The sequence below is a fragment of the Kutzneria chonburiensis genome, assembly GCF_028622115.1.
Lineage (GTDB): Bacteria > Actinomycetota > Actinomycetes > Mycobacteriales > Pseudonocardiaceae > Kutzneria > Kutzneria chonburiensis.
Genome location: NZ_CP097263.1, coordinates 7061661 through 7073370, shown reverse-complemented (window position 1 = coordinate 7073370; position 11710 = coordinate 7061661). Strand labels below are relative to the sequence as shown.

The following is an 11710-nucleotide window of genomic DNA, read 5'->3' as shown; positions in this document are numbered from 1 at the left end:
GAAGCCTCCCCGTGGCACGCCACGGGGAGGCTTCTCACATGTCGACCTGGTGGTGCCTATGCCCGGGGGACCCGGGTCGCGGTGGACCGGCGGGTCTGGGGGTAGGCAAAACGGAGGGCTGGGCGGCCGGTCACCCGGCAGCCCAACCCTCGCCATGTCGCAGACGCGTCAACGACGGTAGTCGTCGTAATCGTCGTCGTACGGGTCGTCCGTCTGCTCATCGTCCGGCGGACCCACCGCGGACTGCTCGCCGCCCGACAGCTCACGCTGCAGCGCGTCGAAGTCCGTGTTGTGGGAGCTGTACTTGAGCTCTCGGGCCACCTTCGTTTGCTTGGCCTTCGCTCGGCCGCGCCCCATGGCTCGACCCCCTCGCACAGGGACGGGGGCGGCCGGGGGAATCGGCGGCCCCACTCGTCACGACAACTGGTTCCTGGTAACTACCGTACCGTGTCGATGGGGTTCGATGCGACGCGGCTTGCCTGTGGACCGCGCGACACCTCACCGACGCCCGGTCGGGGCGTCGATCGTGGCACGATTCCGGTGTGCCCCGCCCGTTCTCCGCTTACCTCCGAGTGTACGAACCGTTGTCGGCCTTCGACGCTGAGTTGGCCGACCGGTTGCGCCAGGCCGTCGCCGACGGGCCGCTGAGCAGGGCGGAGGTCGGCGACCGGGAGCGTGAGCTGTGGCTCCGATCACAGCTGGCCACGCCGCCGCGGCTGCTGCCGGGCGAGCTGTCCGACGGGCGTCCGGCCCCCAACGCCCCGCTCGACGTGCTGGTGCTCGACCCGGCCGAGGTGCCGACCAGTGACAGCGCCACCGTGGGCCCCGGACCGCTGGTCTGCCCGCTGGACCTGCGCCCCCGCTCCGCCGCGGCCCTGGTGGGCTTCCTGAGCACCTCTTCGGGCGTGTTGAAGGCGGCTGCCCTGACCATCCCGGCCGACATCGCCCGTACCCGGGCCGGCGCGGTCATGGCCGAGCTGCACGGCGGGGCCGTGCATGTGGTCTCCACCACGTGGACCGTGCCGCTGCCGTGGTTCTCCCTCGTCGACCCGGACAGCCGGCACGTCATCCTCGCCCCGCGCGAGGACGGCGAACGGCAGGTCGCGTGGCGGATCGCCATGGCCGACGCCCGTCGACGGGTGGCCCGTGCGCACTCCGTGGTCCGCGAGTCGCTCGGCGACAACGGCCCGGCCCGGGTGCTCAAGGACACCGGACGGTGGCTGGAGCACTTCCACCCGCACTCCGCCGTCGAGCTCGACTACGGCGGGCTGGTGCAGCTGCTGGACGACGAGACGCTGCTCGAGGACACCTCGGCTCAGGACGTGCACGCCATCGTCGACGCCATGGAGTCCGGCGACTCCGACGAGGTCGCCTCCCGCTACGAGCAGCTCCGCGACTTCTGGGGCGAACTAGCCGGCAAGGAACGCCTCGGCTGACCCCAAGTCAAGTTTGGAACGGACCGTTCCGAAACTCGGAGTTTAGGAACGGCGCTTTCATGCCGCGTTTACTCCGCGTCGCGGGGGTTCGCTCGTTGGCCAGGAGCTCGTCGACCGAGGCGCTGCCGCGCTGGTAGCGGCCGGCGATCTCGGCGTTGAGCCGGTCCATCACCGTCTGCACCTCGCGGCGGCGGGCCGACACCGAGGCCTCCTCGGCCACGAAGGCCTGGCGGGCCTGGTCCAGCTTCTCGTCCGACAGGGACGCCACGTCCGACAGGTCCACGTCCGACACCAGGGCCTCGACGTGCCGGCGGTGCGCCTCGGCGCGAGACGGCTCCATCGTCTGGTAGCGGCCGAGACCCGTGGCCGGGCCGACCGCGTTCTCGGACAGGATCGACACCAGCCGGTCCACCACGGACGCGCCGCTGCCCTCGACTCTGCGCTGCTGCTCCGCCTTCACGATGTCGATTCGGGCGTGCAGCAGCCGACGCAGGTAGGACAGGTCGGTCTCCTCCTGCGCCGTCTCATCGCGCAGCGCGCGGACCTCATCGAGCGGACGCTGCTCGACACCGGCCGTGTAGTCCGGCGCGAGCACCCGGTCGATGCGCCGCCGCCCGCCAGGACGGACCTCGATCACACCGCCATCCTGAAGCACGTGGGCGTCACCCGCCAACACCTAGGAGTCGGTTTCAACCGGACCGTTGCACTCCGAGCAGCTTGCGGACCTCGTCCGCGGCCATCGGCGGGCGCTGGGCTATCCGGGCGAGGCCACTGGCCCTGGCCACCAGCTGAGCGTTGTCGCGGACCCGTTCGCCCCGGGCGTAGGACACCGTGTCCTCCATCCCCACACGCAGATGCCCGCCCGCCGAGAGCGCCGCGAACATCACCGGTATGGAGGAGCGGCCGATCCCCGTCGCCGAGAACGTCGCCCCGTCCGGGATCGCCCGCAGCGCCGCCGCCAGCGTCTCGGTGTCGCCCGGCATGCCTCCCGGAACCCCCATCACCAGGTCCACGTGCACGTGCCCACCGGCCGGCAGCCCATGCTGGTCCAGCAGCCTTTTCAGACTCGTCAACTGGCCGAGGTCGAAGATCTCGTACTCCGGCACGATGCCCCGGTCCCGCATCCGCTTGTGCAGTTCGACGATGAACTCCCAGCGGTTCATGAACACGTCGTCGCCGAAGTTGACGGTGCCCATCGTGCAGGAGGCCGAGTCCGGGCCCGCTTCGAGCACCCGCAGCCGGTTCTCCTCCGGGTCCGTCACCGCGCCCCCGGTGGACAGCTGCACCACCAGGTCCGTCTCCGCCCGCAGCGCCGACACCGTCGCCTTGAGCAGCCCCAGGTCCAGCGTCGGCTTCGTGTCCGTGCCCCGGATGTGCACGTGGATCATCGACGCGCCCACCCGCTCGCAGTCCTTGGCCGTGCTCACCAGCTCGTCCAGGGTCACCGGCAGATTCGGCACATCGGCCTTGGCATGCTCGGCCCCGGTCGGGGCGACGGTGATCAGGGTGCCGGGCGAAGTCAGCGCTGACATGCACCGATCCTCGCACGCGAGCCCCTACCGACGGAAGATTTCCCGCCGAACCCCAACTTTAACGCAAAATCAACAGTGAGGACCGTGGCGGCATCACAGCCTCCGGCCCAGCCACAGCCCCCAGCCCAACCCTGGGGGGCGTCCCCAGGCCCAGTCTATCGGGGGTGAGGGGCGCGAAGGGGTGGCGAAGATCGAGATGTGGATAAGTCGGGGGCTGTGGATAGACGGACGTGTGCTCGGCCTGGCGGTCACGGCCCGCCCGACCCCGACCTCACAACCCCCTACCGGCCTATCGCCCCAGGTTGCGGACGGCTTCGCGGCCGAGGGCGGCGTTGTCCGGGGGAACGGAGTCGGGGTCGATGGAGGCGGCGACCGGTTCCTCGGCAGGGCCGGCGAGCAGGGCGGCGTCCAACGGAACCGAGCGCTTGATCAAGGCCAAGGCGATGGGGCCGAGCTCGTGGTGGCGGACGGCGGAGCCGATGCGGCCGACGACCTTGCCGTCGAGGGTGACGGGGTCGCCGGTCTCGGGAAGGGCGTCCAGAGAACCGTCGAGGTGGAGGAGCAGGAGCCGACGGGGCGGGCGGCCGACGTTCTCGACCTTGGAGACGGTCTCCTGACCTCGGTAGCAGCCCTTGTTGAGGTGCACGGCGGTGCCGATCCACCGGGCCTCGTGCGGAATGGTCCGGTCGTCGGTGTCGACGCCCAGACGGGGGCGGAGCAGCTCGACGCGGAGGGCCTCGAAGGCCAACGAGCCGGCGGGCCGGGCCCCGGCGTCAACCAATCGGGTGAACTCGGCGTCCTTCGACGCCCGGGGGACGAGCAGGTCGGCGCCCCACGGCATGGGACGGACGAGGCCGCCGAAGGTGACCAACGACGGAGTCGCGGGACCGACGACGGACAGCACGGCGATCTCGGAGGTGGCGTCCCGGGGCTCGACCTTCGACCAGAACTTCATCGACGACAGGTACGCCAGCAGCGCCTTGCCGGTGCCGGGCTCGACGTCAAGCCAAGCGGTGCCGTCGAAGTCGGTGAGCACGGCATGGTGCTCGACCCGGCCCTGAACGTCGAGCACCAACAGCTCGGTGGTCTCGCCGTCACGAAGGTCGAGCACGTGCTGACTGGTCAGGTTGTGCAACCACGTCAGCCGGTCCTCGCCGGGCACGGCGATGACCTCACGGTTGGAGCGGTCGACGACGACCGCCGAACGAGCGGCGAACCGCTGCTCGGCGAAGGGGTCGCCGTAGTGCCACGGCACACCGGCATCGACAGAACCGGCGGGGGCGTCAACGGCGGTCACACAGACTCCTCAGAAGAAGAACACTGCCGGCACAGGCCGGACAAAGCGAGATGGCTGGCGTCGAGCTGGAAGCCACGGCCGCGGCTGAGCCGGCTGGCCAGGTCGTCCAGCAGGTCGCACGGCACCTCGTCGACCTGCCCGCAGTTGTGGCAGACGAGGTGCACGTGCTCGTGCTCCTCGACGGAGTAGGACGGCGCGCCATGGCCGAGATGGGTGTGCCGGACCAGGCGCAGCTTCTCCAACAGCTCAAGGGTCCGGTAGACGGTGGTGATGTTCACGGTCGGCGTCACGCGCTGCACCCGCTGGCAGATCTGCTCGGGCGTGGCGTGCTCGAGCTCACGGACGGCGTCCAGCACCAACTGTCGCTGAGGGGTCATCCGCAGCCCGCGCTCGTGCAGCGTGCGGCGCAGCCGCGCGGCCTCCTCGGGGCTCACGGTCTCCACACCCCCAGAATAGGACGCGAAGCCCTGAGTAGGCTCGGCCCATGCGCGTGCTGGCCTTCCTGGACGGAACGACCGCGGACCCCGAGGCCCCGCTGCTGCGGGTGGACGACCTCGGTCTGCTCCGCGGCGACGGTGTGTTCGAGACGATCCTGGTGGTCGACGGCAAGCCGAGGGAGCTGGCTCCGCACCTGGACCGGCTGGACCGCTCGGCGGCCATGCTGGAACTGCCCGAGCCGGACCGGGCCGGCTGGGAGCGGGCGGTCGACGCGGTGATCAACAACTGGTCGGGCGGCAAGGACATGGCGCTCAAGCTGGTGCTGACCCGCGGCAACGAGTACGGCGACGGCACGCCGACGGCGTTCGCGATGGGCCTGCCGATCGCCGACAAGGTGCTCAAGCAGCGGGCCGAAGGCATCGCGGTGGTCACGCTGGAGCGCGGCTTCGAGCCGGGCCTGGCCCAGCGCGCCCCGTGGCTGCTGCTCGGGGCGAAGTCGCTGTCCTACGCGGTGAACATGGCCGCGGTGCGCTACGCGGCCCGTGAGGGCGCGGACGACGTGATCTTCACGGCGGCCGACGGTTCGGTGCTGGAAGGCCCGACCTCGACGCTGGTCCTGGTCCGCGACCGCACGCTGGTCACGCCGCCGTCGACGATCGGCATCCTGCCCGGCACCACCCAGGCGGCGCTGTTCCGCGCGGCCGAGCGGGCCGGCTGGTCGATCAAGGTGGAGCCGATCCCGGCCGCCGACCTGCTCGAGGCCGAAGGCCTGTTCCTGGTGTCCAGCGTCCGCTGCGTGACCCGCATCCACACCCTGGACGGCCAGCAGCTCAAGGACTCCAGCGCCCTGCTGCGTGAGCTGACCGCGCTCTACGAGTCGGAGTACTGACAAGGTGGGGCGGCGAAAGCCGCCCCACCTCAGCACATCAGTGCAGACCACCGTCCACTGCGGACATCAGGGTGCCGGTGTCGCCGGACATCTCCCAGATCATCGCGCCGAGCAGGCCCTTGCTCTTGATGTAGGCCATCTTCTGTCCGATGGACCAGGTGTCGTCGAACGACCACCACTGGTTGCCGTCATAGCCGTACGTCGCGACGGCCTGGGTGTTGTGGTAGACGGTCATGGGCACGGCGCCGATCAGGTTGCTGTAGCCCCGAGTTCCGGCCTCCTCGGCGAACTGTCCTGGCGCGGCCCCATGTGCGGCCTGCCATTCACCATGGGCGCCGCCATCGGTGACGCCCTGCCAACCTCGACCGTAGAACGGGATGCCCACGGTCATCTTCCGGGGATTGACCCCCGCCGCCAGATAGGTCTGCACGGCGCCGTCCACGCTGAAGTGGAACGAGTACGGGTCGTTGCTGGCCGGGTACAGGTTGGCCTGGTCGCCGGTCTGGTTGGGCTCCCACGAGTTGTCGCTGCCGGAGCCGTGGAAGTCGTAGCCCTGCACGTTGAACATGTCCAAGGATCGAGCGGTCTGCGGCAGGTCCCAGCCCTCGCTGACCTTGGTCGGGTCGGCGGGAGTGAACGCGGACAGCTGGTACCGCTTGCCGTTGGCAGCGCCGAGAGCGTCGAGCTCGGTACGGAACTCGGCCAGCAGTGCGGTCAGATTGGCCTTGTCCGCGGCGTTGTAGTGGTTGCCGGGATGACCGTTGGCGTCGCCCGGCCATTCCCAGTCGATGTCGACGCCGTCGAAGATGCCGGCCGCGACACCGGCCCCGCCGGCCCCCTCGGTGACGGGCAGGTTGCCCTTGATCCACGTGTCCAGGCACGAGGCCACGAACTTCTTGCGCGACGCGTCGGTCTTGGCCACGTCGGAGAAGTACTTGGAGTACGTCCAGCCGCCGATGGAAACCAGGATCTTCAGGTTGGGGTAGAGCGCCTTGAGTTCCTTGAGCTGGTTGAGGTTTCCACGCAGTGGCGCGAAACCGTCGTCGGCAACGCCGTTCACGGCCTGGGCCGCGGCGAACGGCCGGCCGTAGTCGGCGTCGGCGTCGCCGGCCCCGTCGCCCTGGCTGGGGTCCTCGGGATCGGCTGTGGTGCCGCGAGTGACGCCACTCAGACACGTCAGATTGACCGGGTCGATGTTCTCGAAGGCATACAGCAGATGCGTCAGCTTCGCTGCCGCGCCAGTGGTCACCAGGTTCTTGACGAAGTACTGGCGGCCGTAGATGCCCCACTGCACGAAGTAGCCGACCTTGGCGTAACCGCTGCCGATCACGTCGGTTGTGCTTGCGGTGACGGCATTGCTGGCCGCGGACACGTTGTCGTAGCCGTCACGGGCCTTCACGCTGAATGTGTACTGAGTGGACGGACTGAGACCGGTCACCGTCGCGGAGGTGCCAGTGACGGTGGTGGCGACAGCGGATCCGTTGAACACGTCGTACGACACCACACCGGTGTTGTCGGTGGAGGCCGACCAACTCAGTGAGATGGACACCGAATCCTTGCCGGTCACGGCCAGATTCGTTGGCGCGGAAGGAGGTTGCGTGTCGGCCGAGGGGTCGTTGGTCGTCACGGTGACTGGCGCGCTCGCCGCCGATGACGTGCCATGCGTGTCCTTGGCCTTGACTGTGAAGGTGTACGCAGTCTTCGGCGTCAGGCCGGCGATCGCCGTGGACGTGCCAGTCACCGAAGCGGCCAACGCGGAACCGTTGAACACGTCGTAGCCGGCGACGGGCAGATCCCCTGCGGTGGCGGCATTCCAGGCCAGCAGCACGGTCTTGGTGGTCTTGGCCGTGGCGTGCAGGTTGGTCGGCGCACCCGGTGGCGCGTCGGCGGATCCGTCGCACTTCACGTCGTTGACCCGGCATTTCTGTGGGCTGCCCGAACCGGTGACGGTGAACGTCAGGCTGTAGGGCTCGGTGCTGCTGTGGGCCTTCACCACCGTGTTGTAGTAGGCCGGACTGGCCACCACATGGGTGCCGGTCTGGGTCACGGTGCCGTTCTGGCCATTGCTGACCGTTGTCCCGCTCGGGAGGTCGAAGGCCAGCGACCACGACTTCAGGTCGGTGTCGGAGTTGTTGGCCACCACGTACTTTCCGGTGGACCCGGACTGCGAGTACTGCGCGGTCAAGGACGCCGACGGCGGCGGGGTCGTTCCACCGGACCCATCGCAGTTGACGCCGTTGAGCAGGCAGTTGGTCGGCGCGGCGGCCGAGCTGAGGGAGAAGGACAGGCTGTACGGCTCGGTGTTGCCATGCGCGGCAACGGTGTTGATGTAGTACGCGGGAGTGGCCGTGACATGCGTGCCGGCCTGGGTCAGGGTCCCGTTCTGCGGATTGCTCGCGGTGACGCCGGCCGGCAGGTCGAAGGCGATCGACCAGCCGGTGATCGCCGCGGCCGTCGAGTTGGCCACGACGTACTTGCCGCCGCCGGCCGAGGCCGTGAAGGTGGCGGTGAGGCCGGTCGTCGCGGCGGCCTGAGGGGCCAGTGCGACGGCGGCGCCTAACGTCAGCAGGGTTGCCGAGAGCAGTGCAAGCTTGCGCATGGTGCTCCTACGGTCCAGGCGGCGGCCCGTTCTGAACAGTAAAGTGGCCTAGACCACTGCGTCAACGGAGCGGGTGCAGCCGAACGGGTGTTCCCGGCCGGGCCTGGGCCAGCAGGGGCAAGGCGTCGGCGGTCACTACGCCGATCACCGGATAGCCGCCCGTGACGGGATGATCGGCCAGGAACAGCACCGGCCGGCCGTTGGCCGGCACCTGAACCGATCCGGTGATCACGCCTTCGCTGGGCAGCTCGCGTGACTCGAACGCGGCGGCACGACGCAACGCGTCGCCGTCCAGCCGCAGCCCGACCCGGTTGCTCTGCTGGGAAACCGTCCACCGGCCGGCCGCCAGCTGTGCATGGGCGTCGTCGAACCAGTCGTCACGGGGACCGAGCAGCACCGGCACCACGAGCTCAGCCGGCGCAACGGAAGGCGACAACACGTCCGCGCCCTCGGGCAAGCCATGGGTATCACCGAGCGGCAGGACATCGTTGGCCCGCAAGGGATCCGGGCCGATGCCGGAGAGAACGTCAGTAGCCCGGCTGGAAAGCTGCAACGGCACGTCGATACCGCCGGAAACCGCCACGTAGCAACGAAGTCCGCCTACTGGCGCACCGAGCACCAGCACGTCGCCGGCGCTGAGGTGGACCGGCGCATGCGAGTCGACGAGGTGATCCCCGACCGACACCAGCACGCTCGGCCCGGTGACCGCGACCGTGCAGGAACAGTTGGCGCGCAACTGAATCCGGCCGAGCAACGCCTCGATCCCGGCTGCCGACTCGGGATTGCCGACGAGCCGGTTGGCCAACGTCAACGCCGGCACGTCCAGCGCACCCGACGGCGGCACGCCCAGATGGGCGTTGCCGGGACGGCCAAGGTCCTGGATCAGCGTCTGCGGACCGACGCGGAGCACGGTCAGCGAGCGGCTCACGAAGCCACCTCGAACCGGACGTGGTCACCGGGCGCCAACAGAGCCGGGTCAGAACGCTTGGGGTCGAACAGAATCGCCGTCGTACGGCCGACCAGCCGCCAGCCGCCGGGCGACGCCGTCGGATACGCCCCGGTGAATTCCCCCGCGATACCAACGGATCCGGCCGGCACGCGAGTACGCGGACTCTCCAACCGGGCCTGTTGCAACGGTTCCGGCAACCCGACCAGGTAGCCGAAGCCGGGCGCGAAGCCGCAGAAGGCCACCGTGTACTCGGCCCCGCTGTGCAGGGCGACGACCTCGTCGATGGAAAGCCCGGCGGTCGAGGCCACCAACGAAAGATCAGGCCCGTCGTAGACGATCGGCAGCCGGACCTGACGCGGCGTGCGATCCGGCGGGTGCGACAGGTCGGCCGCCTCGACCACGGCCCGGGCGCGCGCCAGCCCGTCCGAGCCGGGACGGACGGCGATCAGCACGGTGGTGGCCGCCGGCACCAGCTCGACGACGTCCGGCAGGTCGGCGACCAGCAGCGCGCCGTGCAGCGCCTCCACCTCGGCCAGCGAGTCCAGCTCGACCAGCATCGCGTGCCGGCCACACCGCCGCAGGCGCACGCGTCAGCCGACGACGCGCTCGAGCTGCGCCGAGACGTGCGGCTGGAGGGCCTCGCCGACCATCGCCCGCTCCTCCACGTAGGCCAGGTCGCCGTCGTTGACCAGCCCGTACAGGCGCTTGGCCGCGGTGACCTCCTTCGCGGTGGAGGTGCGCATCACGATGTCGGTGGCCATCTCCCACGAGGTCTGGCTGAGCGGCGTGCCGTAGTAGATCTCGACCACGCCGGTGGCGTGCGTGACCAGCACCTCGATGGTGTCGTCGGCCTGCGGCCGCCAGAAGCCCGACTCGCGGGCCGCCGGCCGGATCACCTTGCCCTGCTCGTCGAGCAGCCATGACCGGGCCTCGTAGGTCAGGAACGGCCGGCCGTCGTGCGCGAAGGTGATCTGCTGGCCGAAGCGGAACGGGCCGTCGATCGTCGGATAGACGATCTGGCCCTCGCCGCGCCACACGCCGACCAGCGGCAGCAGCGCCAGGCAGGCGTCGTTGAGGTTCGGGCCGAGCCGCAGGTTCGCGGTGTCGCCCGGGATCGGCAGGTCGTCGAACTGCGGCAGGTTGCGGTCGCGCGTGGTCTCCGCGCGCTGCTCGGCGGCGCGTACCGCGGCGTCACCGCTGCCGAACTCTGGCTTCGTCATGGCTCAGCGGTGGTCCTGGAGCAGGCGGTACACGACGTACACCGAGAACCAGCCGATGGCGATGCACACCAGCACCATCAGGATCGTGAAGAAGAGTTCCACGTGCTCAGAATAAGGCCGGAGGCCCCAGCCAGCAGTGACTGGGGCCTCCAACGAGCCGTGTTTCAGGCCACCGCGACCTGGAGCTGGTGCAGGCCGGGGCCGTCGGCCGTCACCTGCGTCTCGCCGGTGCCGCTGCGGTGCAGCGCGCGCACCGTCCACGAACCCGGCGCCGCGAAGAAGCGGAAGTCACCCTGCTCGGAGGCGACGACCTCGGCGGTGAACTCGCCCGAGGAGTCGAGCAGCCGCACGAACGCCCCGCCGACCGGCTGGCCGCCGGCGGAGACCGTGCCGGTCAGCACGACCTCCTTGCCCGGGTCGATGTTGGCCGGCAGTGCCGTGCCCTGCTCCGGAGCCCCACACCCTGCTGCGGTCATGTCAGTCCCTCTCATTCACTGCCGAGCGCGACCGGCACGCCGACCAGCGAGCCGTATTCGGTCCAGGAGCCGTCGTAGTTCTTGACGTCGGTGTGGCCGAGCAGCTCCCGCAGCACGAACCAGGTGTGCGAGGAGCGCTCGCCGATGCGGCAGTACGCGATGGTGGCCTTGCCGCCGTCGAGGCCGGCGTCGCCGTAGATCTCGCGCAGCTCGTCGTCGGAGCGGAAGGTGCCGTCCTCGTTCGCGGCCTTGCTCCACGGCACGTTGATCGCGCTGGGGATGTGGCCGGCCCGCTGGGCCTGCTCCTGCGGGAGGTGGGCCGGCGCGAGCAGCTTGCCGCTGAACTCGTCGGGGGAGCGCACGTCGACCAGGTTCTTGACGTTGATCGCGTCCACCACTTCCTGGCGGAAGGCGCGCAGCGTCAGGTCCTGCTCCTGGGCCTTGTACTCGGTGGCCGGGCGGCTCACCGCGTCCTTGACCAGCGGGCGGCCGTCCAGCTCCCACTTCTTGCGGCCGCCGTCGAGCAGCTGCACCTTGTCGTGGCCGTACAGCTTGAAGTACCAGTACGCGTAGGCGGCGAACCAGTTGTTGTTGCCGCCGTACAGCACGACCTGGTCGTCGTTGCCGATGCCGCGGGCCGACAGCAGCTTCTCGAAGCCCTCACGGTCAACGAAGTCCCGGCGCACCGGGTCCTGCAGGTCGGTCTTCCAGTCCACCTTGACGGCGCCGGGGATGTGGCCGCCGTCGTAGGCGCTGGTGTCCTCGTCCACCTCCACGAAAACCACGCCGGGGGTCTCGAGGTTGTCCTCGGCCCACTGCGCCGAGACCAGCACGTTCTCGCGACTCATCGATCGGCTCCTTCGCCGGGTTGGGG

13 protein-coding genes are annotated in these 11710 nt (G+C 69.6%); 2 read left to right on the top strand and 11 right to left on the bottom strand.

What is annotated here, in order from left to right; genetic code table 11:
- Positions 1 to 168: 168 nt before the first annotated feature.
- Positions 169 to 357: a DUF3073 domain-containing protein gene (locus M3Q35_RS32440; RefSeq protein ID WP_273936343.1), complete on the bottom strand. Its 189-nt coding sequence runs from the start codon at positions 355 to 357 to the stop codon at positions 169 to 171.
- A 185-nt stretch (positions 358 to 542) separates the two neighbouring features.
- Here M3Q35_RS32440 and M3Q35_RS32435 point away from each other — a divergent pair, with 185 nt between their 5' ends.
- Positions 543 to 1436 carry a DUF8083 family protein gene (locus tag M3Q35_RS32435; RefSeq protein WP_273936342.1) on the top strand — a complete coding sequence of 298 codons (894 nt, stop codon included), beginning with the start codon at positions 543 to 545 and terminating at the stop codon, positions 1434 to 1436.
- A 7-nt stretch (positions 1437 to 1443) separates the two neighbouring features.
- On the opposite strand, the gene M3Q35_RS32430 is transcribed toward M3Q35_RS32435, so the two are convergent.
- The 4 genes from M3Q35_RS32430 to M3Q35_RS32415 form a co-directional block, all read right to left on the bottom strand.
- Positions 1444 to 2073 carry an RsiG family protein gene (locus tag M3Q35_RS32430; protein WP_273936341.1) on the bottom strand — a complete coding sequence of 210 codons (630 nt, stop codon included), beginning with the start codon at positions 2071 to 2073 and terminating at the stop codon, positions 1444 to 1446.
- 52 nt (positions 2074 to 2125) lie between these two features.
- On the bottom strand, positions 2126 to 2968 hold the full coding sequence (locus M3Q35_RS32425; RefSeq protein ID WP_273936340.1) for a beta-keto acid cleavage family enzyme: 843 nt from the start codon (positions 2966 to 2968) through the stop codon (positions 2126 to 2128).
- Between the two features lie 289 nt (positions 2969 to 3257).
- Positions 3258 to 4265: a CAF17-like 4Fe-4S cluster assembly/insertion protein YgfZ gene (ygfZ, locus tag M3Q35_RS32420; protein ID WP_273936339.1), complete on the bottom strand. Its 1008-nt coding sequence runs from the start codon at positions 4263 to 4265 to the stop codon at positions 3258 to 3260.
- On the bottom strand, positions 4262 to 4708 hold the full coding sequence (locus M3Q35_RS32415) for a Fur family transcriptional regulator (RefSeq protein ID WP_273936338.1): 447 nt from the start codon (positions 4706 to 4708) through the stop codon (positions 4262 to 4264). The genes ygfZ and M3Q35_RS32415 overlap by 4 nt, the downstream gene beginning before the upstream one ends.
- Positions 4709 to 4749: 41 nt before the next feature.
- Between M3Q35_RS32415 and M3Q35_RS32410 the strand changes: the two genes are divergently transcribed.
- Positions 4750 to 5592: an aminodeoxychorismate lyase gene (locus M3Q35_RS32410; RefSeq protein WP_273936337.1), complete on the top strand. Its 843-nt coding sequence runs from the start codon at positions 4750 to 4752 to the stop codon at positions 5590 to 5592.
- 37 nt (positions 5593 to 5629) lie between these two features.
- On the opposite strand, the gene M3Q35_RS32405 is transcribed toward M3Q35_RS32410, so the two are convergent.
- From M3Q35_RS32405 to M3Q35_RS32380, 6 genes are all read right to left on the bottom strand, one after another.
- Complete coding sequence (locus tag M3Q35_RS32405) at positions 5630 to 8191, bottom strand: glycosyl hydrolase family 18 protein (RefSeq protein ID WP_273936336.1); 2562 nt, start codon at positions 8189 to 8191, stop codon at positions 5630 to 5632.
- A 61-nt stretch (positions 8192 to 8252) separates the two neighbouring features.
- Positions 8253 to 9119 (bottom strand): 5-oxoprolinase subunit C family protein, encoded by an 867-nt coding sequence (locus tag M3Q35_RS32400; RefSeq protein WP_273936335.1) that lies wholly within the window; start codon positions 9117 to 9119, stop codon positions 8253 to 8255.
- Positions 9116 to 9727 carry a 5-oxoprolinase subunit PxpB gene (gene pxpB / locus M3Q35_RS32395; protein ID WP_273936334.1) on the bottom strand — a complete coding sequence of 204 codons (612 nt, stop codon included), beginning with the start codon at positions 9725 to 9727 and terminating at the stop codon, positions 9116 to 9118. Before pxpB ends, M3Q35_RS32400 begins: the two co-directional genes overlap by 4 nt.
- 3 nt (positions 9728 to 9730) lie before the next feature.
- Positions 9731 to 10360 (bottom strand): heme-binding beta-barrel domain-containing protein, encoded by a 630-nt coding sequence (locus tag M3Q35_RS32390; RefSeq protein WP_273936333.1) that lies wholly within the window; start codon positions 10358 to 10360, stop codon positions 9731 to 9733.
- Between the two features lie 164 nt (positions 10361 to 10524).
- On the bottom strand, positions 10525 to 10836 hold the full coding sequence (locus tag M3Q35_RS32385) for a DUF1416 domain-containing protein (RefSeq protein WP_273936332.1): 312 nt from the start codon (positions 10834 to 10836) through the stop codon (positions 10525 to 10527).
- Positions 10837 to 10847: 11 nt separating this feature from the next.
- Positions 10848 to 11684 carry a sulfurtransferase gene (locus M3Q35_RS32380; RefSeq protein ID WP_273936331.1) on the bottom strand — a complete coding sequence of 279 codons (837 nt, stop codon included), beginning with the start codon at positions 11682 to 11684 and terminating at the stop codon, positions 10848 to 10850.
- Positions 11685 to 11710: the final 26 nt, after the last annotated feature.